20 protein-coding genes, 1 tRNA gene and 1 riboswitch are annotated in these 22336 nt (G+C 56.4%); of the genes, 13 read left to right on the top strand and 8 right to left on the bottom strand.

Going from position 1 to position 22336, the window contains the following annotated elements:
• The 9 genes from B7364_RS13005 (at position 1) to B7364_RS12965 (ending at position 11086) form a co-directional block, all read left to right on the top strand.
• Entirely contained in the window at positions 1–792 is a 792-nt protein-coding gene (locus B7364_RS13005) for a DsbA family protein (RefSeq protein ID WP_157893697.1), read from the top strand.
• Positions 789–4241, top strand: a complete 3453-nt coding sequence (smc, locus tag B7364_RS13000) for a chromosome segregation protein SMC (RefSeq protein WP_085340468.1) — start codon at positions 789–791, stop codon at positions 4239–4241. The genes B7364_RS13005 and smc overlap by 4 nt, the downstream gene beginning before the upstream one ends.
• 238 nt (positions 4242–4479) lie before the next feature.
• Positions 4480–7056: a TonB-dependent receptor plug domain-containing protein gene (locus B7364_RS12995; RefSeq protein WP_085340467.1), complete on the top strand. Its 2577-nt coding sequence runs from the start codon at positions 4480–4482 to the stop codon at positions 7054–7056.
• A 437-nt stretch (positions 7057–7493) separates the two neighbouring features.
• Positions 7494–7853, top strand: a complete 360-nt coding sequence (locus B7364_RS12990; protein WP_085340466.1) for an AtpZ/AtpI family protein — start codon at positions 7494–7496, stop codon at positions 7851–7853.
• Between the two features lie 17 nt (positions 7854–7870).
• The gene (locus B7364_RS12985) at positions 7871–8626 is read left to right on the top strand and encodes a F0F1 ATP synthase subunit A (protein ID WP_085340555.1); all 756 of its coding nucleotides are present in this window, start codon (positions 7871–7873) and stop codon (positions 8624–8626) included.
• Between the two features lie 44 nt (positions 8627–8670).
• The gene (locus B7364_RS12980; RefSeq protein ID WP_085340465.1) at positions 8671–8898 is read left to right on the top strand and encodes a F0F1 ATP synthase subunit C; all 228 of its coding nucleotides are present in this window, start codon (positions 8671–8673) and stop codon (positions 8896–8898) included.
• Between the two features lie 49 nt (positions 8899–8947).
• A complete protein-coding gene (locus B7364_RS12975) occupies positions 8948–9499 on the top strand; it encodes a F0F1 ATP synthase subunit B family protein (protein WP_085340464.1) in 552 nt (183 codons plus the stop codon).
• Positions 9499–9990: a F0F1 ATP synthase subunit B family protein gene (locus B7364_RS12970; RefSeq protein WP_085340463.1), complete on the top strand. Its 492-nt coding sequence runs from the start codon at positions 9499–9501 to the stop codon at positions 9988–9990. Before B7364_RS12975 ends, B7364_RS12970 begins: the two co-directional genes overlap by 1 nt.
• A complete protein-coding gene (locus B7364_RS12965; RefSeq protein WP_085340462.1) occupies positions 9956–11086 on the top strand; it encodes an acyltransferase family protein in 1131 nt (376 codons plus the stop codon). The genes B7364_RS12970 and B7364_RS12965 overlap by 35 nt, the downstream gene beginning before the upstream one ends.
• Before the next feature lie 41 nt (positions 11087–11127).
• Here the strand turns inward: B7364_RS12965 and gcvPB are convergent, their stop codons facing one another.
• From gcvPB to B7364_RS17935, 6 genes are all read right to left on the bottom strand, one after another.
• Positions 11128–12699, bottom strand: coding sequence for an aminomethyl-transferring glycine dehydrogenase subunit GcvPB (gene gcvPB, locus B7364_RS12960; RefSeq protein WP_085340461.1), 1572 nt, complete (start codon positions 12697–12699; stop codon positions 11128–11130).
• 2 nt (positions 12700–12701) lie between these two features.
• Positions 12702–14045: an aminomethyl-transferring glycine dehydrogenase subunit GcvPA gene (gene gcvPA / locus B7364_RS12955; RefSeq protein WP_085340460.1), complete on the bottom strand. Its 1344-nt coding sequence runs from the start codon at positions 14043–14045 to the stop codon at positions 12702–12704.
• On the bottom strand, positions 14045–14692 hold the full coding sequence (locus tag B7364_RS12950) for an FMN-binding negative transcriptional regulator (protein ID WP_085340459.1): 648 nt from the start codon (positions 14690–14692) through the stop codon (positions 14045–14047). Before B7364_RS12950 ends, gcvPA begins: the two co-directional genes overlap by 1 nt.
• 5 nt (positions 14693–14697) lie before the next feature.
• A complete protein-coding gene (gene gcvH, locus B7364_RS12945; protein ID WP_085340458.1) occupies positions 14698–15069 on the bottom strand; it encodes a glycine cleavage system protein GcvH in 372 nt (123 codons plus the stop codon).
• A gap of 3 nt (positions 15070–15072) precedes the next feature.
• Entirely contained in the window at positions 15073–16233 is a 1161-nt protein-coding gene (gene gcvT, locus B7364_RS12940) for a glycine cleavage system aminomethyltransferase GcvT (protein ID WP_085340457.1), read from the bottom strand.
• A gap of 163 nt (positions 16234–16396) precedes the next feature.
• A riboswitch (glycine riboswitch) is annotated at positions 16397–16487 on the bottom strand.
• A 501-nt stretch (positions 16488–16988) separates the two neighbouring features.
• A complete protein-coding gene (locus tag B7364_RS17935) occupies positions 16989–17126 on the bottom strand; it encodes a hypothetical protein (RefSeq protein WP_157893696.1) in 138 nt (45 codons plus the stop codon).
• A gap of 150 nt (positions 17127–17276) precedes the next feature.
• On the opposite strand from B7364_RS17935, the gene B7364_RS12930 reads away from it, so the two are divergent.
• From B7364_RS12930 to B7364_RS12920, 3 genes are read left to right on the top strand one after another with little or no spacing between them, the layout of a single operon-like run.
• Positions 17277–18215, top strand: a complete 939-nt coding sequence (locus B7364_RS12930; RefSeq protein WP_085340554.1) for an SPFH domain-containing protein — start codon at positions 17277–17279, stop codon at positions 18213–18215.
• Positions 18216–18219: 4 nt separating this feature from the next.
• Positions 18220–18687 carry an NfeD family protein gene (locus tag B7364_RS12925; protein WP_085340455.1) on the top strand — a complete coding sequence of 156 codons (468 nt, stop codon included), beginning with the start codon at positions 18220–18222 and terminating at the stop codon, positions 18685–18687.
• Positions 18688–18726: 39 nt separating this feature from the next.
• Positions 18727–19359: a carbonic anhydrase gene (locus B7364_RS12920; RefSeq protein WP_085340454.1), complete on the top strand. Its 633-nt coding sequence runs from the start codon at positions 18727–18729 to the stop codon at positions 19357–19359.
• On the opposite strand, the gene B7364_RS12915 is transcribed toward B7364_RS12920, so the two are convergent.
• Both B7364_RS12915 and B7364_RS12910 read right to left on the bottom strand, forming a co-directional pair.
• The gene (locus tag B7364_RS12915) at positions 19356–20354 is read right to left on the bottom strand and encodes a sodium-dependent bicarbonate transport family permease (RefSeq protein ID WP_157893695.1); all 999 of its coding nucleotides are present in this window, start codon (positions 20352–20354) and stop codon (positions 19356–19358) included. The genes B7364_RS12920 and B7364_RS12915 overlap by 4 nt on opposite strands.
• A 107-nt stretch (positions 20355–20461) precedes the next feature.
• Complete coding sequence (locus tag B7364_RS12910) at positions 20462–21229, bottom strand: SIMPL domain-containing protein (RefSeq protein WP_085340452.1); 768 nt, start codon at positions 21227–21229, stop codon at positions 20462–20464.
• A 172-nt stretch (positions 21230–21401) separates the two neighbouring features.
• Here B7364_RS12910 and B7364_RS12905 point away from each other — a divergent pair.
• Positions 21402–21477, top strand: a tRNA-Ile gene (locus B7364_RS12905).
• Positions 21478–22336 lie beyond the last annotated feature (859 nt).

Here is a 22336-nt window from a genome sequence, read left to right as displayed (position 1 = left end):
TTGCGTCATCGCCGCCCGTTGCTGAAGAGTGATCGCGCCACATACTGGCCGGCACGGGCGGCTGCTTGCTGGATTGCCGCCATAATTGGGCTGACGTTTGGCAATGGGTTTGCCTTTGCGACCGAAAAACCAAAGGCTGCACCCATACAAGCCAACACGCAATCTGCGCCGACCCCAGTTCCCGATTGGCCATTGGGGTCAGAGCGCGCCAGAGTGACTTTGATTGAATATGGCAGCCTAACCTGCTCTCATTGTGCGGATTTCAACAACAATGTTTTGCCAAGCCTGAAAGCCAGCCATATCACGCCCGGACGGGTGCGCTATGTTTTTCGCGCTTTTCCAACCCCGCCCATGGGCCTCGCCTATCCCATGCATAGTCTGGCGCGCTGCGCCGGACCCCAAGCCTATCACAAGGTCCTAGACGCATTCTTTCAACAACAAAGCGTAATCTTCGAAGCGGCCCAACAAGGAAAGGGTGCAAAGGACGCAGTCTATCGGATTTTTACCCAGTCTAGTGGGATGAGCACCGCCCAGGCTGATGTGTGCTTACGCACCCAATCCCACGCCGAAGCGGTCAACCAGCAATCTGTCACAGGTGAAGATTTGGGCGTCACAGGGACGCCCACTTTCTTCATCCAAACCGCCCGGGGAACCACCCTGCTTCCACCCCCCTATGATGCTCAAAGCATCGCTCGGGCATTAGATGCCGCGCTAGCAGCCTTGCCACCGGCCCCACGTGCCACCCCCACCAAGACCAAGGCCAAACCAAAGCCTAAGGCTAAAAAACCATGAGGGTGACAGACCTGCGTGTGGTCGGGTTCAAATCCTTTGTCGACCCGGTCCATCTTAAGATTGAGCCTGGCCTTACCGGTATTGTGGGACCAAATGGCTGCGGCAAATCCAATATCCTCGAATCCCTGCGCTGGGTCATGGGGGCAACGTCTGCGCGGGCGTTGCGCGGTGGGGAAATGGATGATGTCATTTTCGCGGGCACGGATAAGCGCCCCGCGCGAGACATCGCCGAAGTGGTCATCAGCTTGGATAATCGTGAGGGCCGCGCGCCCGCCCCGTTTGACCAAGACCCCGTTCTCGAAGTGTCACGCAAAATCCGCCGCGCTGCCGGGTCAAGCTTCAAGATTAATGGCAAAGAAGTCCGCGCCCGAGATGTCCAACTTTTGTTTGCGGACGCGTCGACTGGGGCAAATTCACCGGCTTTGGTGCGGCAAAATCAAGTCAGTGAATTGATTAATGCCAAGCCGGAAAACCGTCGTCGGATTTTGGAAGAGGCTGCCGGTATTTCTGGTCTTTACACGCGGCGTCATGAAGCTGAACTCAAGCTGCGAGGTGCGCAAACCAATCTCGAGCGGTTGGACGATGTGATCCAAGCCATGCAGGATCAATTGAATGGTCTGCGACGGCAGGCCCGTCAAGCAACCAAATATCGCGCCGTGGCCGAGGAAATCCGCACGCTGGAAACATTCCTATTCGCGCAGCGTTACACAGAGGCCCAATCTGTTCTGGCCCAAGCCCAGGAAAATCAGCGTAAAGCCGAGCAAGAGTTGGCCGATGCCACCTTGGCCGCGAATAAGGCGGCTGCGGCAGCCGAAAATTCCGACGAAAGTTTAGGTGGGCTACGCGAAGAACAAGCCGTTGCTGAAGCCATTTTGCGGCGATTGGAAGGTCAACGCATTGCCTGTGAACGCGATCTTCAAAGCGCTCGTGAGGCCCAACAATCGGCCGAAGCCGATCTGGTGCGGATCCGCAATGACAAAGCGCGCGAGCAAACCCTGTTTGAAGATGCGACGCAAAATCTGCGACAAACCACAGAGGCTTTAGCTAATCTGCCCGATCGCAGCGCCCTTGATGGCGAAATCGAAGAAGCCAGAGCAATCACCACGCGCGAAAACGAGCGACGCGAAGCAGCCGAAGCGGCCTTGACGGCGGCAATTTCAGAACGTGCAGCCGCCGTTGCCGAGCGCAATGCCCAGATGCGGGCTTATGAAGATGCAAAGGCGCAATTACGGCGTCGGGAAGAAGCTGTCGCGCGCATCCAAGCCGAGGTGGCTCGCCTCAAGCAGGCCTTGCCGAATGACGATGTGCTGCAAATTGCTCGGAAAGAAGCTGAGGCAATAACCGATGCAGCAACCGCGGCCGCCGAGCGTGCCGATCAGAGTGAAAAGGAAGCCGAAGAGGCCGCCGCTCAAGAAAGCGAAGCCCGCGAAGCAGCCCGCCAAGCCCAAAATCAGCTCGACCGCCTGAATTCCGAGCTAAAGGCACTCGAAGCCATGACGAAAAAGCCGGCCACTGGCTCTTGGGCTAAGGTGCTAGATAGCATACGTCCGCAAGCGGGGTACGAACGAGCTGTTGCGGCAGCCTTTGGCGATGAATTGCAAGCAGCGCTCGATGCTAAAGCCCCGGCCGCTTGGACTGGGCAAGAGGCGCGCGCATTTGAATGGCCAGAGGGTGTAAGCCCGCTAATAGCGTTTGTCACACATTTCCCGGCGCAATTAGAGGCGCGTCTATTGGGGATCGGCTTGGTTGACAGCACTTTGTTTGATCACTGCACCGATTTACCTACAGGTGCTCGCCTTGTCACCCGCGAGGGGGACATGCGACGTTGGGATGGGTTTGTGCGCCGCAAGGATGCCGTGTCGTCGACGGCGGCTGAACTGGAACAAAGAACCCGCCTTGAGGCTTTGCAGGCACAAGTGCCAGCCGCGCAAGAAACCGCCCAAACGCTGGCCAAAACCGCAGCCGAATCCCGTGCGAAAGCCGATCAGAAGCGGGCCCAGGCCCGCCATGCACGCGCTGAGGCCCCACGCGCCTTTGCGGCAGTGGCCGGTGCGCGAGACCGAATTGCGCGTCTCGAAGCCGATTTTGCCCGTGCGCGCGCCAGCTGTGAGCAAGCCGAGGTCAGCGCCGCTGCAGCCGCGGAGGAACAAAACCAAGCCCGACTGCTGGTTGATGTTGCTGCCGAGCTTTTGGCCGCTCTGCCGCCGGAAGAGGACACAAGCCAGCTTACCCGCGTACAACAACAGGCCCAACTGGCGCGCGCGGCGGCCAATCAAGCCCAAGCGAGCTTGAACCAAATCCTATCGCGCGCTGGGGCCCGCGATAGCCAAGAAACCAGTCTGAAACGGGATTTGGCATCGTGGCAGACCCGCCTCAAGGCGGCTGAAAGCCGCTTGACGGAATTAGACCAAGAGAACGCCAAAGCGATGGCGCGCAAGCAAGCAGCCAGTGATGCCCCACGTGAGATCGAAAAGCGCCAGCGCGAACTGTTAAGCCAGGTCCCCGCCGCCCAAGCCCGGAAAGCCAAGGCTGATGATGCGCTCAGCCAAACCGAAGTCAATATACGTAGCCTGCGCGAGCAAGACCGCTTGGCGAGCCAAGCCTTGTCTGCAGCGCGCGAAGCGCGCGCGGCTGCTGCCATCCGCACCGAAGCCGCTAGCGAGCGCCTCCAAGAATTGAGCGATGAGATCCGCCGCGCTTTACAACTCGATCCAGCCGATTGTGAGCGTCGAGCGCGCGCTGCCATGGGGGAAGTCTTTGACCAAACCACAATTCAAGCAACCGAGCAAAGACTTGCGAAACTACTTTATGACCGCGAGGCCATAGGCGGGGTCAATTTGCGTGCCGATGAAGAAGTGGCCGAACAGGAAGCTCGCCTTGCCGCTCTGGTCGCCGATAAGGATGACCTGACCTCAGCCATTGCCAAGCTTCGTGGAGGCGTTGATCAAATCAATGAGGAAGGCAAAGAGCGTCTCCTTGCAGCCTTTGACACAGTGCATGGTCATTTCCGTGTTTTGTTTGAAGCCTTGTTCGACGGTGGCACAGCTGAACTGCGCCTTACCGAGAGTGATGACCCCTTAGGCGGCGGACTTGAAGTCTATGCCTGCCCGCCCGGAAAAAAGCTCCAAAGCCTGACCTTGATGAGTGGTGGCGAACAAGCGCTGACCGCTTCAGCCTTGATTTTTGCGGTGTTCCTATCCAATCCCGCGCCCATTTGTGTGCTCGACGAAGTTGATGCGCCATTGGATGACTCAAACGTCGATCGCTACTGCCGTTTGCTGAATGAAATGCGCCAGCGCACCGAGACCCGCTTCATCGTTATCACCCACCACCCCATCACCATGGCCCGCATGGACCGGCTATTTGGTGTGACCATGGCGGAGCGCGGTGTCTCTCAATTGGTGAGTGTTGATTTGAGTCGCGCCGAGGCCCTCATTTCGGCGGAATAAACTATGGTAGGCCGAGCCCTCCCCAATCGATTGCACAACCATGCGGCATAGACCTCACGAATTTGTGACTGTTCTGCAACAAGTTGGACTCAATGTCGCGCCTAACGCGTATCTCGTGCGAATTTTCGGGAATTTGGATGGCGCGCGACTTGTCATAACAAATTTGTGAGCTAACCACGAAATGTCAGATTGTTTACAAAACTGACTTCGAGCAGTCACAATTAAGGATAAATCATCCATGAAGAAAACGACGAAATTGAGCGGCGCAAGCATGTTGGCCCTATCGGTTGCCTCTGCTCTGATCGTAGCGGCTCCCCAATTCGCTCTGGCCCAAGCTGCACCGGCAGCAGCCGATGCGCCAGCGGAAGAAGTGATCATTGTGACTGGCAGTCGTCGCGCCGTCCGATCAACCGCAGACACACCAGCACCTGTCGATATTATTAGCGGCGCTGAAATTGCAGCCCAAGGTGATACCGACGTCGCCAACATGATCCGCAATGTTGTGCCCTCGTTCAATGTGAACACCCAATCGATCAGCGACGCCGCTTCAATCGTGCGTCCAGCCAACCTGCGCGGTTTGGCACCAGATCACACTCTGGTCTTGATCAATGGCAAGCGCCGTCATCGCTCGGCAGTCGTAGCCTTCCTCGGCGGCGGTATTTCAGACGGTGCCCAGGGGCCGGACATCTCAATCTTCCCGTCAATCGGCTTGAAGCAAGTCCAAGTCCTGCGCGATGGCGCAGCCGCTCAATATGGTTCCGATGCCATTGCTGGCGTCATGAATTTCCGCCTGCGCGACGACACAGATTCCTTTGAAGTAGAAGCCAAATATGGCCAATTCTATGAGGGCGACGGCACAACCTATCAAATCGCCGGCAATTTCGGCGTGCCGCTGACCGATGCTGGCTTTGCAAACCTGACGCTGGAGTATCGGGAGGCCGGTGAAACCAGCCGCTCGGTCCAACGCGGTGATGCTGCGGCACTGCGCGCTGCTGGCAACACAAATGTTTCTGCTTCTCCCGTGCAAACTTGGGGTTCACCTGAAATCAAGAGCGAATTTAAAGCATTCTTGAACGCAGGCATCGAAGCCAGTGAAACCCAATCCTTCTATGCTTTCGGCAATTACGGCAAAAAAGAAACCGAAGGCGGTTTCTATTATCGTAACCCGAACACCCGTGGTGGTGTCTATTCCAACGATGGCGGGACGACTTGGCTGGTCGGTGACCTTACACCGGGGACAACCCCATGTGCGGCTGTCGCACCGGGGACGGCAGGACTTGCCGCCCTGAAAGCCGATCCAAACTGCTTTGCCTTTGTTGAATTGCTACCCGGTGGCTTTACCCCGCGCTTCGGCGGTGAGTTGACCGACCTTGCCGGCTACCTTGGCACAAAGGGCAAGTTCAAGGGCATTGATTATGACATCAGCTTCGGTGTTGGCATGAGCGATATTGACTTCAATATTCGCAACACGATCAACCCGTCCTTGGGTCCCAATACGCCAACCAGTTTCCGACCAGGGGGGCAGACCCAGTTGGAAAAAACCTTCAATATTGACTTGGCTTACGCCATGCCAGTGGCATCTTTCGCATCGCCCTTGAACATTGCGGGTGGTTTTGAATGGCGCAATGAATCCTTCGAGTTGAAGGCAGGCGATCAAGCCTCATGGGAACGCGGGCCTTTAGCCAGCCAAGGCTTTGGTCTGGGCTCCAACGGCTTCCAAGGCTTCAACCCTTCCACGGCAGGCCGGTGGAATCGCTCCAATGTTGCGGTCTATGTCGACCTTGAAGCCGATGTAACTGAAAAGGTGACTTTGGGTGCAGCCGTGCGCAGCGAAGACTTTGAAGACTTCGGTACCACGACCAATTACAAATTGTCGGGTCTGATGCGGGCCACAGACGCCTTGACACTTCGGTCAACCTATTCGACCGGTTTCCGTGCGCCAACCCCGGGTCAAGCTAACATCATCAACACCACCACGTCGCTGGTTAGCTCGGGGGGCGTTCAAAGCCTGCAGAATACCGGCACAATCCCACCAACTTCGGTTCTGGGAAAATTGCTCGGTGGTCAGCCCTTGAAGCCAGAAACTTCCAAGAACTTCTCGATTGGGGCTGGTCTTGAAATTGGCAAGCTCAAAGCCACCCTCGACTTCTTCAACATCGAGATGGAGGATCGTATCCGCTTGAGCGCGCCAACTAAGTCTTTGACCCAAGCGCAGTTCAACGCTTTGACCGCTTCAGAGCAAGCTGCAATCCGGGCTCTGGGCGGCGATACCCCCGATTTCACAGCCTTCAAATTCTTCGTCAATGGCGTGGATACGACCACCCAAGGCGTCGACTTTGTGGCATCTTATCCCTTGGATCTGTTTGGCGGCAAAACCAATTTGTCGTTTGCAGCCAACTGGACAGAGACCGACGTCACGCGCGGTGAAAAACTGGTTGGTCTGGAATCAGACGGCAATGCCGGCTTGCGCCAAATGGAAGAAGGCTTGCCGAAATTCCGGGGTAATATTGGCCTCAGCCACTCCATTGGTAAGTGGAACTTCAATGGTCGCCTAAACTACTTCGGCGAGTTCTATGAAGCCCACGCGGATGCGTTTGATTTGCCGATCGACGGCGACGCACAAGTGACCTTTGATGCGGAAGTCACCTATTCCTTGACCGATGCGATCTCGCTTACTGTGGGCGCTGAAAATCTGACCGACAGCTACCCAACCAAAAATCCCTATGCCACCATCCTCGGGGCCGAATATGCAACGACCGCGCCTGCTGGCTTCAACGGCGGCTTCTATTATCTGAAGCTGAGCTACAAGCGCTAGACGCAGGCTTTAGAGCGATCCTATGGGGCTCGGCAGGTTTCTGCCGGGCCCTTTTTATTGCCTAGTGGAACAAAACCGGGCCTAGGGCCCTCCGCGAATTTGCGACCCAAGATGCCCGATTGGGTGACGCCCTGGAAGATGACAGCCTTGTGATCCTTTTCCATCCTGAAAGCTTAGACGCCGCGACCGCTCTTGGATCCTTTACCTATGCAGCTAACCGGCCCCAAAACCCAGTCCAGAATCCTGATTTTCACGTCCGAAACGGCTCGAAAAATGCCGCACTGCACCATCTTACTGTAAAAATCCCGAAAAAGTGATCAAAAACAGAATAGTAGAACCACATCTGTTCGGGTTGACTTGGCTAAAGGGCGCCTCTAGTTTCCGCCCGCGTCGACAAGGGGGCAAGTCCGCACTTTTGTTGTTCGCACGGCTGGTTCATGGCTGATCCTAGACACCCACATGGCTCTGATGCCCTTGATGAGTTGGCCAAACGTGTGGCTACGCTTCATCAAGAGCGAGAGAATGCCGGGCCAAGGGTTGGTACGGATCGGTCGGGTATGTCCTTAGGGCTGCGTCTGGCTTCAGAATTCGCCTCGGCAATTCTGGTCGGCGGCCTATTGGGATATGGTGTTGATGTTGTTCTGACGACGCAGCCATGGGGCCTTTTGGTCGGTCTGGCGCTCGGCTTTGTGACCGGCACGGTGAATTTAATTCGGGCCTCCCGTCAGATGACAGAGGCCAATCCCGTTGATCCCCAAGCATCCGGCTTGAAGGACAACTTAGACGAAGAAGCGTGAAGCAGGAGACAAGCGGCGTGGCCAGCGATCCGATGCACCAGTTCCATATCGCCCCCATGGTCCCCATGGAGTTGGCGGGCTATGATGTGTCGTTCACGAACGCGAGCCTGTTCCTTGTTCTCGGGGCGGCCCTGCCTGCGGCCTTCATGTTGGCAAGCTCTGCTAAAGCGGCATTGGTACCTGGCCGTATGCAAACCTTGGGCGAAACCGCCTATGGCTTTGTCTATAACATGCTCTATAGCTCGGCTGGTTCGGAAGGCGTCAAGAAGTTCTTCCCGCTGGTTTTGAGCTTGTTCTTATTCATCTTTACGGTGAATATGGTTGGTTTGTTTGCCTATAATTTCACGCCAACCAGCCAGATTATCGTGACCGCCATGATGGCACTTCTGGTGTTCTTCACCGTGATCATCGTCGGCTTTGCTAAAAATGGCTTAGGTTTCCTCAAGCTGTTCGTGCCATCGGGCATCCCTTGGCCGCTTTATATCATTGTGACACCGATCGAGATTATTTCCTTTTTCTCGCGTCCTCTGTCACATGCCGTCCGTCTCTGGGCAAACATTCTCGCTGGCCACATTCTGGTGAAAGTGTTTGCTGGTTTCGTGCCGATGATGGCCGAGACCGGAGCCGTGGGTGCTGTCGGGGCGATCTTGCCTTTCGTCATGACGGTGGCCCTCTATGCACTGGAAACCCTCGTTGCATTCCTGCAGGCCTATGTGTTCACCATGTTGACCTGTATCTACCTCAATGACGCGCTGCACGCAGCCGATCACTAAGTCACCTCTTTCTAATCGTCCCTTATCCCTCAGGAGAATTCATCATGGACGCAGAAGCCGCAAAGTACATTGGTGCAGGCCTTGCTTGCTTGGGCATGTTGGGCGCCGCCATCGGCGTGGGCAACATTTTCGGCAGCTTCTTGGAAGGCGCCATGCGCAATCCTTCGGCAGCACAAGGCCAGTTTGGTAACTTGATCTTCGGGTTCGCCGTGACCGAAGCGCTCGGCATCTTCTCGCTGCTGATCGCAATCTTGTTGTTGTTCGTGGTCTGATCCAGATTTCTAATCTGGTCTTTCATCAAAGACCCGGAGTGGTTTGAATATGGCTGGCGAATCTCACGCAGTCGAAGCTGCGGGTAAGGCAGGCGAACACGCAGGCGGTGGCTTCCCACCGTTTGACGCAAGCCTGTTTTCTTCGCAGATCTTTTGGTTCTGGCTTGCCTTTGGCGCGCTCTACATTGTGTTGGCATCGGTGGTTATCCCCCGTATTGCGAAGACTTTGGCCGATCGCAAAAACGCCATTGAAGGTGATCTGAAAGCGGCCGCAGAGCAAACTGCAGCTGCCCAAGCTGCGCGCCTTGAAGCAGAAAAGGCTCAAGCCGAAGCCCGGGCGCAAGCCCGCAAGACGGTGGAAGCCGCCCGCCATGCCCATGAAGCAGCCGCAGCGAAAGCTGAGGCTGCTGCCACGAAAAAAGCCAATACCAAAATTGCCAAAGCTGAAGAGAAAATCTCGGCTTCGCGCGACGCGGCTTTGGCCAGCGTGAATGAAACCGTCGGCGAATTGGCCGTGGCGATTGTGGAACGCGTTTCCGGGATCAAGCCAACAGCTAAAGCGCTCGACACAGCGGTTAAATCCGTCACAGGGGCAGCATAATGGCACTTGGATTTGACGCGACCCTCGTCGCCGCCCTTGGCTTTTCTACCTTCATTGGTGGGATGATTTATCTGAAGGTCCCTGGCATGTTGACCAAGGCTCTGGATGACCAGTCAGCCAAGATTTCAAAGGAATTGGAAGAAGCTAAGCGCTTGCGTCAAGAGGCGGAAGCTCTCTGGGCTTCTTATCAAGCCCAGCATGCGAAAGCCGTTGAGGATGCTGCCGCCATCATCGCCAAAGCTGAAGAAGATGCGGTTCGCGTTAAGGCAGAAGCTGAAGCCCAGCTCGAGCGCTCGATTGCAACCCGCAGCAAGCAGGCTGAAGAGCGTATTCGTCGCGCCGAAGAGGCCGCTATTTCTGAGGTTCGCGCGGCGGCTTCTAATGCCGCGATGTCTGTGGCGGAACGTGTTTTGGTTGCCAGTGTGAAGGGCAAGGCTGGCGAAAAGCTGGTTGCCAATGGCATTGCCGCGCTGGAAAGCAAGTTCGGCTGAACCAGCTGAAGGGGCGGACTTGGTGACAGCTAAACCGCCCTTAATCGCTTCCCTCTCAACCATTCAAACCTTGCGTGGACTCGCGGCCCTCATGGTCGCGATTGCGCATTTACACGCAGTGGAAAACCGCTTTGGTGGCACACCTTTGCTGGGTGAATGGGCCCTTGCGGGCTTTGGTGGCGTTGATCTTTTCTTTGTAATCTCGGGCTTTGTTATGGTTTGGGTCACCCGGGCTCACCAAGGCAAGCCTGCCGCCCTGCCCGGCTTTTGGTTTGCTCGCCTTGCCCGCATTTATCCGCTCTGGTGGCTGGTTCTTTCAGCTTTGGTGGCGGTCTGGATGGTGAAGCCCGATTGGGTTTATGCGAGCCATGAATCGAGCCCTGAGATCTGGAAGTCCTATCTTTTAATACCAGACAAAGAATTGCCGCTGCATGCGGTTGGCTGGACCTTGATCCATGAGCTTTGGTTCTACCTCGCCTTTGGCCTGATGCTGCTTTTGCCGGCGCGCTGGTTTCCCGCAGCGCTGGCGATATGGGCGATTGCGACGGCAGCAACAGCCTATGTTTGGCCAAAGCCTGAGAACCCCTTTGTGGCGTTGATCCGCCATCCACTGACATTAGAGTTTATTCTGGGGGCGGCAGTTGGCCTTCTGGCACAAAGGCGGATTTTCCCAGCCCCGCGCGTGATGGCACAATTTGGCGGTTTTTGGATGGTGTTGAGTGCCTTAGCTCTGCGCGAGAATGCGCCAGCCATGTTTGGCGAAGAATGGCCGCGGCTTTTCTATTTTGGCATCCCTGCCGCTCTTCTGGTGTGGGGCTGTGTTGGGCTGGAACATTCAGGCCTTAAAGGCCCCACATGGACGGTTTCCTTGGGCGACTGGTCATACGCGCTTTACCTGATCCATGTGCCCGTCTTTGCCGCTCTAGGCCGCCTTGGGGCGCCATTGTCCCAGCCTGGGCCTTTAGACAATCTGATCTTATTGGTGGTGGCGCTGGCCAGTGCCCTTGTTGCCGCTTGGATACTGCATGTGGGCTTTGATCGGCCTGTGCAAAAACTGGCAGCCCACGTGCGCGGCACGCGCACCATAAAGGGCTGACGGCCCCTTTCCCAAGAAGCCGCCAGCAGCGTGAGATCGGATTATTCCGCGGCGATTTTGCTGGCTTCCACCGGGGGAGCCCATTTCAAGACAGGCTTGCGGGCCGCACGTGTCTCGTCCAAGCGCTTCACAGGGGCATGATAGGGCGCACCGGTAAAGCGGGTGGTATCGCCTGCCTTGGCAGCCTTTGCGAGGCCCGTCATGGAAGCGATAAAGGCATCCAAGCTTGCCTTGCTCTCGCTTTCGGTTGGCTCAATCAGCATAGCTCCATGGACAACCAATGGGAAATACATGGTCATGGGGTGATAGCCCTCGTCAATCATGGCTTTGGCAAAATCAAGCGTGGTAACGCCTGTGCCTTCGAGCCAAGAATCGTCAAACAAGGCTTCGTGCATGCACACGCCGTCGAACGCCGGACTCATATGTTCCTTCAAACAAGCCTGAACATAATTGGCGTTGAGTACCGCATCTTCGGAAGCCTGCTTGATGCCATCGGCACCATGGCTCAACATATAGGTCAAAGCCCGTGTATACATGCCCATCTGACCATGGAAGGCGACCATGCGGCCAAATGGCTCGCCATCGCTATCGGCCTCATGCTCAACCAAATCCAAGCTGCCATCGGCACGCGTGACGACATAGGGCACCGGCGCGAAGGGGGCCAAAGCATCGGACAGAACAGTGGGGCCAGAACCCGGCCCACCCCCGCCATGCGGCGTTGAAAAAGTCTTGTGCAGATTGATATGCATGGCATCCACGCCCAAGTCGCCCGGACGAACCCGGCCTGCAATGGCGTTAAAGTTAGCGCCGTCGCAATAGAAATAGCCACCTGCCGCATGGATTAAATCTGCGATCTCGCGAATGTCGCGTTCAAACAGGCCGCAGGTGTTTGGATTGGTCAGCATGATGCCAGCCACATCCTCGCCCAGCTTGGTTTTAAGGTCGCTAAGGTCAACGCGGCCATCGGGGGCTGCTTTGATTTCATCGACGATAAAGCCGCATTGAACAGCCGTTGCCGGATTGGTGCCATGGGCGCTCTCGGGCACCAGCACACGGCGGCGATGGGTTTGGCCTTGGGCGTCCAACGCGGCCCGGATGGCCAACATGCCGCACAACTCGCCATGTGCGCCTGCCTTAGGCGACAAGGCAACCGCCTTCATGCCCGTCAAGGTGATCAGCCAATGTGACAATTGATCCATCACGCCCAAAGCGCCTTGAACTGTCGAGACAGGCTGTAAAGGATGCACATCGGCAAAGCCTGGGAGACGGGCCATTTTCTCGTTCAGGCGCGCATTATGCTTCATGGTGCAAGAGCCTAGCGGGAACATGCCCAAATCAATTGCATAATTGCGTTGGCTCAAGCGCACATAGTGGCGCACGGCCTCTGGCTCTGACAGGCCGGGATTACCAGTTGAGCTCTTGCGGGCAAGACCGCCTAGACGGGTTTTCACGCCTTTGACTGGCGGCAAATCCACCCCAGTGCGATCAATAGAGCCCGTCTCAAAAATCAAAGAGGTGGGCTGTAGAAGGCCCCGGGCACCTGAAAACGTGGTTGGGGCTGCGCCATTATTGGCAATCGCAGCGGTGGGACGGCCAACATTATTCATAGCCATGACTAAATCACCTTCTTCAGCGTGTCGGCGAGACATGCGATGTCCTCAGCCGTGGTGGTTTCTGTTGCTGCAATCAACAGCACATTTTCAAAGCCTGCTTCTTGGCGCAGACGAGAATAAGGCACGCCCCCCAGCACATTCTGGGCGGCCATGGCCTCTACCGCTTTGGCGGCATTAACAGGCAGGCGCACGGCAAACTCGTTGAAGAAGCTATCGCTCAACAGCTCAACCCCTTCGATCGAGGAGACAGCATCGGCCGTCTCGCACGCCGCCTCATGGTTGAGTTGGGCCAGATGCTTTAAGCCCTTATCGCCCAGCAGGGTCATGTGGATTGTGAACGCCAAAGCGCAAAGCCCTGAATTGGTGCAGATATTGCTGGTCGCCTTGTCGCGACGAATGTGCTGCTCGCGCGTGGACAGCGTCAGTACAAAGCCGCGCGTACCATCGGCATCAACGGTTTCACCAGCCAAACGGCCGGGCATTTGGCGAACATATTTGTCCTTGGTGGCAAACAGGCCGACATAGGGCCCACCGAAATTAAGCGCGTTGCCGATCGACTGGCCTTCACCGGCAACAATATCAGCGCCCATCTCGCCTGGTGGGGTAATGAGACCAAAGGCAACGGCTTCAGTAAAGACCGCGATCAACAAGGCCCCCTTGGCTTGCACGGCTTTGGCAAGCTCGGTGAAGTCAGTCAGCGTGCCAAACACATTCGGGCATTGGACCACGACACAGGCGGTGTTTTGATCGACAGCGGCAAGGACGGCTGCTTCATCCTGAATCGCAATGGGAAGGCCTGCAATCTCCAGACCTGAGTGCTTGGCCAAGGTGCGCGCAGCCCGGCGGTAATGGGGATGCAAGCCACCTGAGAACACCACCTTGGTGCGCTTGGTCACTCGTGCGGCCATCACAACGGCTTCGGCGCACGCAGTCGAGCCATCATACATGGAAGCATTGGCCACATCGCACGCCAAAAGACCTGCCACTTGGCTTTGGAATTCAAACAGAGTCTGCACGGTGCCTTGCGCCATTTCTGGCTGATAGGGCGTATAGGTTGTCAAAAATTCGGAGCGTTGGATCAAATGATCGACGCTGGCAGGCACGGCATGGCGGTAAGCCCCTGCGCCACAGAAAAACGGCACACTACCGGCGGCGACGCTGGCATTGGACAAGCGCTGCATATGGCGCTCTACTGCCAATTCACCTTGGGCGAATGGCAAATCATGGATCGGACCGTCGAGACGGGCGATTTCAGGAACATCGAGGAACAAATCTTCGATCGAAGCAACGCCAACTTTAGCCAGCATTTGTTCGCGGTCAGATGGGGTAAGGGGCAAATATCGCATCAGGTTTTCTGACTTTCTTTTTGCATTTCAAGGGAAAGAAGCTGGTGGGAGGTATGGGCAGAAGCGGCAAAGGCTTCCTGCACAGAATGATAATCGGCCTCAGGCTTGCCTTGACTGATTTTGCGCTTAGCCGTCAGTGTGGCGACCACCAAACGTATACCAACAATGCCGCGCTCCATGCTGGCAACAAAGTCCGGAGGGGCATCATCAACCCGCCATGGCCGATCTCGACTGGCCTCCATATGGTCCGTCCCCAATTCAATAAAGGGACGCATCAGGGCCGGATCGCGCACAATTGACACATGGCCACGGGCTTCTGCAGCAAGATAAGACCATGTCGGTACAACTTTGCCATGGGCCTGCTTTGACGGATAAAGCGACGGGCTGACATAGGCGTCTGGCCCCCGGAAGATGGCCACGCAGGCACAGCCCTCTTCGGCAATCGTCGTATGGAAGGGATTGGCGCGGGCCACATGGCCAATCAGCTCAACCGGTTGGTTCGGACCGCTAACATGCACCACAAGCGGCGCATAGGCCAAAACGGGCCCATCCTGGCCATTAATGGCCAGTGTGGCAAACGGATGGGCGCGGACAAAATCCCACGCCTCTGCGTCATCCTCGACCCGATAGGCTGGCGGCACATACATAAAGATCAGAGCCCGGCGAGATAGGAATCATAGGCTGCCCGATCCATCAAGGCATCCAATTCTGCTGGATCGGTTAGCTTCAGCTTGGTGAACCAGCCCGTGGATTCAGCGGCCTCATTCACGCCTTCGGGGGCCTCGGCCAAAGCTTCATTGACGTCGACCACTTCACCCGAGACCGGTGCATAGACGTCTGAGGCGGCCTTTACGCTTTCCACAACCGCCACTTCATCGCCCTGCGAGACGATGCGACCGATATTTGGCAGTTCGACAAAGACAACATCGCCCAATTGGTCGGCCGCATAGGCCGTGATGCCACAGGTGGCGATATCGCCTGCAACTGAAACCCATTCATGGTCTTTCGTATATTTGGTGGTCATGTTTCAGCCTTTCCGGTGATAGTTGTGTGGAACAAAGGGAAGCGAGGCGACAACCCAGCGACGCGGTTGATCGCGGACAATCAAGTCCAATTCTGTGCCGACTGCGGCAAAAGCTGCGTCGACATAGCCCATTGCGATCGGTCCGCCGATAGTTGGGCCATAGCCGCCAGAGGTGACCATGCCGACCTTCTCGCCAGCCAGATTGCGGATTTCAGCGCCTTCGCGCGCAGGAGCCTTATCCTTGGGTAAGAGACCGACGCGCTTACGACTGGGCTTTTCGGCCAGCTCTTTCAAAATGCGTGCGGCACCTGGAAAATCACCCCGCTCGCGCCGCACCTTTTGGATGGTCCAAGCCAGACCTGCCTCAATCGGGCTCGTGGTCTCGTCCAGATCATGGCCATAGAGGCAAAGACCCGCTTCCAGCCGCAGACTATCGCGTGCGCCAAGGCCAATGGCCTTTACATGGGCGGTGGCGAGCAAAGTGCGCACGAAAGCCTCAGCCTTGTCAGCGGCAATCAGCACTTCAAAGCCATCTTCACCCGTATAGCCCGAGCGAGACACCACCACTTCGCCATAGGGGCCTTTCACGGTGGCAAATTCCATAAAGCTGAGGCGCTTTGGCCCATCGCCCACATTGCCAATAGCCTCAACCGCCTTGGGTCCTTGCACCGCGATCAAGGCGCGATCATCGGCCCTTGTCAGCGTGGCTTTACCGGCGCAAGCTTGCGCAATGAGGGCAAAGTCCTGTTCTTTGCAGCCGGCATTGACGACGAAATAAAGCGTCCCTTGATCGGCGTCTGCTTTTGGACGGCCCACAAACAAATCATCCAGAACGCCGCCTGTGGCATTCGGCAAAGTCGTATAGCGCAATTGCCCCGGGGCAAGGCCCGCAACATCACAGGGCAAAATCGTCTCAACCAAGGCAGCAATCGCGGCATGGGCCGCATCGCCTGTCAGACTTAGGTCATCCAGCTTCAGAAAGGCAGGGCCCATGTGCGAGACGTCAAACAGACCGCAACTCTCGCGCGTCCACACATGTTCTTTCATCACCCCTTCGGCAAATTGCACGGGCATCAAATAGCCCGCAAAGGGCACCATGCGACCACCCATGCTTTGCCATAGCCCCGTGAGAGGTGTGGTCTTCAAGGAAGTGTCTTCAGACATCTCAAGGCTCCGACAGGTACGCGACACGCCTCAGGGTCCCCCCGTGTTGGCGCGCGCCCCAGCTGTCTAAAACCTGAGAGTTTTCGCAGATGACCTTGAGACTTCAAGGGCCCGCTTGCTCCTTCGGCGGTTGGACGATTTGCCCAACACTCTCCAGCGTATTGACGTGGCTGCGGTCCTTTTGCCTGAGAGTTTCCGGGGCGGTTGCTCCTTCGGCGCGGTCCTCGGGGGATCGTCTCTCCCGCAGTCACACATGAGCTTGGGCCGGTTTCATCCGAGAGCGGCACAAGAAATGTCCTCCTGCCCGTGCACGCGCGACACGTCAACAGGTTTGACGTCGACACCCTCATTCATCGACAGGCTTTTGCAGCAGATGCAAACAGATGTGGCGGCCCCGCTATCACGATTGTCTATCCAACAAGCCCGGCCACGCTTTCACCTGCGACAGCATGTGGCTTGATGCGGCAATGAGGCCAGGTAATAAGAAACAACGGCAAGCTTGCTGCAACTTGGACGGTCAGCTCAAATCAAGTATTCGATAGCTTTAGAAACACAAAGGCCGCACCAGTTCCCCGGTGCGGCCTGCTCTCAACAAGTTGAGTGCGACGGACCCAATCGCTAGGTATAGCTTTCGCTTCGCCTTTAGAAGTATTCGTTAGAATTAGACTATGTTGACCCCACCTTTGAAAAGGCGTTTTCTTCTTTTGTCGCCTTGCTAACTTTCCACTCCCGCGCTTGCTTCCGTAAAAAAGAGGTTACGCCTGATTTTTATTTTGACAAGCAGTTTTTTGTGAGTCGTGATTCCAATAATTTCTTTGAAAAACAGATGCTTGTGCTTTATCCCCACAATTATCCACTATTTTATCCACAGGAAAACGGGCAGCCTCTTTCATTCTGGTTGCCCCATGCACATATCGTGGCGGGGCAATGATTTAGGGTAGGCTTGGTACGCCTGTGTGTACCGCAACGAGGCCTGCCCCATTGACCGTGATTTGGGAGGTTTATTCGTGGAATTCTTTTTGTTTTCTGCCGCTTTAGTTGTGATGGCGGTTATCTTTGTCACCACTTTTGTCAAAATCGTTCCACAAGGCCGGCAATATACGCTGGAGCGCTTTGGTCGCTATTTGCGGACCCTGCATCCGGGTATTCACTTTATCACGCCGATTATGGACCAAATCGGCCGCAAGATCTCGATGATGGAAAGCGTTTTGGACGTTCCTCGCCAAGAGGTGATTACCCGCGACAACGTGATGGTGCGGTGCGATGCGGTGGTCTTTACCCAAGTCTTTGACGCGGCCAAAGCTGCCTATGAGGTGGAGGACTTGCGTCTGGCCATCACCAATCTGTCCTTGACCAATTTGCGCACCGTGATCGGCTCGATGGAATTGGATGAAGTGCTATCCCAGCGCGACACCATCAATGCCAAGTTGCTGCAGACGATTGATGCCGCCACCAACCCCTGGGGTGTTAAAGTCGTGCGTATTGAAATCAAGGATTTGTCGCCACCCTCTGATCTCAATGAAGCCATGGCCAAGCAAATGAAGGCAGAGCGTGAGCGTCGGGCTGAAATCACCCAAGCTGAAGGCGAAAAGGCGGCTGCCATTTTGCGCGCGGAAGGACAGAAGCAAGCCATTATTCTCGAAGCCGAAGGCCGCCGGGAATCGGCATTCCGCGACGCTGAAGGCCGCGAACGCGCCGCAGAAGCAGAAGCCAATGCGACACGCATGGTGTCTGAAGCCATCTCGGCCGGAGACGTCAATGCGCTGAATTACTTCTTGGGCCAGTCCTATGTGGAGGCCTTTGGCAAATTGGCTTCCTCGCCACAACAGCGCACCGTGATTGTACCGACTGAATTGAGTGCCATTGCCTCGGCCATTGAAGGGGTGCGGCAATTGACGCTGTCGGGCACCGCCACGCAAAGCCAAAGCCAAGGTCAGGCCAAAGCCCCTGCCCGCACCGCTGTTCCCACCACAAAGGACTAAGTTGATGGATGCTCTCTCCAGTAATTGGGCAGGTCTGGGCGCTTTGATCTGGTTGGGTCTTGGTGCGGTTTTGATGGCGGCAGAATTGCTGACTGGCACCGCCTATCTCTTGTGGATCGCCACTGCTGCGGCTTTGACTGCCGCACTGGCCTTCTTGTTTCCAGGTGCAAGCCTGCCCGTACAGCTTGTCGCTTTCGCCCTGTTTGCCTTGGCAACTACGGTCCTCGGACGGCGCTTTTTCAAGCCCGACACGGCACCTTCAGAGGACCCTACGCTAAATTCACCCTTGCAGCGCCATATTGGCCAAAAGGCGATAGCCGTTGATGGTTTTGTTAGCGGGACGGGTCGGGTGCGGCTGGGCGATACAGAATGGGCCGCTAAAACCCTTGATGATGCCGATCCAGCCAGTGGGAGCGTTCTGGTGGTTACCGGCGTTGAAGGTGCGGTCCTGCATGTGACGCGCGCCAATTAAGCCTTCCCTTGTGCGGAGGGGTGCGGCTATAGACTTCTGATGGATCGATTATTGGAAGGCTATAGCCGTTTTCGCCGCGATGCTTGGCCGCACCAACGCGAACTTTATGAGCAATTGGCCGATGGCCAGACCCCGCGCCTCTTGGTGATCGCTTGTTCTGACTCACGCGCGGATCCAGGTCAGATATTTGATGTATCACCCGGTGAGCTGTTTGTGGTGCGCAATGTGGCGGCCCTGGTCCCGCCGTTTGAGCAAGGCGAAGGCCTGCATGGCACCTCGGCGGCTATTGAGTTCGCCGTCCAAGCCCTCGGCGTAAAAACCATCCTTGTGATGGGCCATGCCCGCTGTGGCGGGGTTAAGGCGGCGATTGATCGTGGGCGTTGGGGCACCAAGGCCGGGCAAGAAGGCCAAAGCCTGCGCTTCGTCAACCAATGGATTGACGTGCTCGTACCTGTCGTTGTCGCGCTGAATACCGACGAGATTGAACCTTGCGAACGGGCAAGCGTTGAACTCTCTATGTCCAATTTGTTGAGCTTCCCCTTCGTAGCCGAAAAGGTTGCCGCCGGCACCCTCACTCTCGAAGGGGCCCGCTTTGATATTGCGACCGGCGGGCTAGACCTCTTCAACCATGAACGGGGTTGGGTGCGGGCGGATCCGCGGGCAGCCGATTAGCCGGCCGCGAGGCTTGCCATGGTTGGCCAGCCGCTAATCATTTCAGAGACGGCAAAATAAGCTGGGATGCCGATGATGATGTTGAATGGCAACGTGATACTGATCGACGTCGTCAGATAGAGCCCTTCATTCGCCTCTGGCATTGCCATGCGCACGGCGGCCGGGGCCGCAATATAAGAAGCACTCGCTGCCATCGTGGCAAAGACCGCGGTGCCACCAACCGAAAAGCCTGCAAAATGGCCAACCACAAGGGCGATCGCGCCAAACAGAATGGGCATGGTCACGCCAAACGCCAACATGAAGGGCAAGGGGGCCTTCGATTCTCGCAGTCGCTTCAAGGCGACGACGCCCAATTCCAACAAGAAGAAAGCAAGCACGCCTTGGAAGGGCGTGATAAAGACGGTTGAAACGGCTTCAATGCCTTTGGGATCGGTCAACAAGCCAACCAGAAGCCCGCCACCCATCAGCATCACGCTTTTGCTCGTAATGGCTTCGCGCAGCACATGATTGACGCTGATGGTGCGATTTTCCGACATGAGGCGCGCCAGCACAATGCCAATAATGATCCCTGGCACTTCCAACACAATCAGAAGCGCGGTCAGATAGCCTTCAATCTTAAAGCCACTCAAAGCACCAAAATTTAGGGCTGCCATGAAGGTCACCGCACTGACTGAGCCAAAGTGGGCAGCCATGGCCCCAGAATCAACAATGCTCTGCTTGCCAATCTGTCGGGCGACATAGAAGGCGACAATAGGTGTCAGCACGCCCATGAAGATGGTGGCCAGAAACGGCAGCAACATTGAGGTGCCTGCCGAATTGTCCAGCGCAATTCCGCCCTTCAAGCCGATCGAGAACAAAAGATACATGGAGATCGTCTCATGTACCTGTTGGGGAACGCGCAGATCACTCTTCACATAGGCAGCAAACGCCCCGAGCGCGAAACAGATAACAGCGGGCGAAAGAAGGTTAGCAGCAACAAGGTCAAAGTTAAGCATGGCGGGGGCGCTAACGCGAAACCCCAGAGTTTGCAAGCTTTGACCCAAGGCTGAGACCACAAAAACGATGCTGGCCCCAGCTTGGATCAAAACTTGTCGGCTTAGACTTATTTCTCGAGCTCTACTTGAAGTGAGATTTGGATCGAATAACTGACTTCACCAGCTGCCACCGGCGTTGGTGCGGCCGCATCGGCCATCACAGCGCGGGCCACCATCATCGGCATGGGTTGGGGCGGGGTATAGCCGCCACTCTCACTGATCGACACGATGCGCTTAACCCGCATGCCAGCGGCCTTGGCATAGAGGTCGGCGCGGCGCAGGGCCGTCGCCATCGCTTCGCTGCGGGCCAGATCCAGCATGGCGTCAGGGTTTTCAATTCCGAAATTCGGCCCATCCATCTCATTAATGCCTTGGGCGAGCAAGGCATCCATCACGGCACCAATTTGGTCAATCTTACGCAGCTTCAAGGTTAGGCGATTGGCGGCTTGATAGCCCACGATGCGCGGGCGGGTGCCATTGATATAGTCATATTGCGGGCTTAGCTGCACACCAGAGGTTTGCATGTCCTTGTCGGCAATGCCTGCGGCTTTCAGCGCCACAAAGGCCGCTGACATTTTGCGCGCATTATCTTCCATCGCGGCTTTGGCGGTTTTGGCAGTGGTCACAACCCCTGCCCCCATGGTCGCCATGTCTGGAGCCTTTTTCTGATCAGCGCTGACTGTGAAGTTCAAGGTGGTGGGCGTAACCGGGGTAGGTGCCGCACAGCAGGGTGCACCCATCGCAGGCCCAGCCTGCGCAAAAGCTGAGACGGGCACAAACCCCACCGCGCCGAGGGCGAGGGCCGATAAGAGGGTGTGACGGTTAAAGTGACGCATAATTTTTCCCTTCCCAGATTGGTCTTTTGGTTTCTACCTAAACCAACATGAACAGAGTCTGCACTGCATTGGGCAAAAAAGAGACCGATCTGCGTTCAAATGAGGACAAGGCTTTTGCGACGCATCAAAAACCGCTATCTCCCCGCCTCCCACACGTGGTTCGCCATGGCACGGGTCGTTAGCTCAATGGTTAGAGCCGGCCGCTCATAACGGTCTGGTTGTAGGTTCGAGTCCTACACGACCCACCAGCCTTGATTTAAGGGGTGTGTTTGGAAATTTGCCTTTATCCGTGAGGTCGAAGGCAATTGAGACGCGGTTTGCTGCCTCAAGGCCAGATTTCCGTTGGAAATCTGCCGAACCGGTGCCGCGAAGCTGGGGATTTGACCCGTCCAAATCGCCCTCAAACCATCATCACAGGCCTGCGGTGTTTCAGAGCCCATATCAAGGGCAATTCCAAAAGAACGGCATCCTAACGCTGTCATCCCGGATGGCGTCAGCCGATCTTGGACCTTGTGCCGCATATGCGCGAAGGGGTCCCCACTCTCCGCTATCGCTTCGGCGGGGATGACGCCCCATTGTCCTCCCCCGTTTACGGGGGAGGTGGCAGCGAAGCTGACGGAAGGGGCGTCAGCGTGGCTGACCTTCCACAACACCCCCTTCACCCTGCTGCGCAGGGTCCCCCTCCCCCGCACGCGGGGGAGGAGAGCAACCCACCCACATCACGCTGTCATCCCGGACGGCGAAGCCGATCCGGGACCTTGTGGCGCACATGCGCGATGAGGTCCCCGCTCTGCGCTGACGCTCCGGCGGGGATGACGTCGTTTAGAATAGGTATTTTGTCTGGAAGCGCTTTGGTGCCCAATCTGGTCAACCAAACCGCACCCTCAATTGTTATGGCGACAGCTGGGTGGTCAAGTGCGCAGCTTTGCTGCGTCGCGGTGCGATCGGTTTTCAAAGAAAACCGACACTTGACGACCCAGATGTCGCGCTCAAACTCGATGGACCGTTTTGGTGAAACGGAAGTTGCACCAAAGCGGTTCCAAGTAGAAAAGCCAACCCCACCACAGTGTCATCAAGTCAGTTGTGGAATTGAGATTTGTATTGGTT

This window comes from Aquidulcibacter paucihalophilus, assembly GCF_002105465.1.
GTDB classification, from domain to species: domain Bacteria; phylum Pseudomonadota; class Alphaproteobacteria; order Caulobacterales; family Aquidulcibacteraceae; genus Aquidulcibacter; species Aquidulcibacter paucihalophilus.
This window is presented reverse-complemented; position numbering and strand designations above follow the sequence as displayed.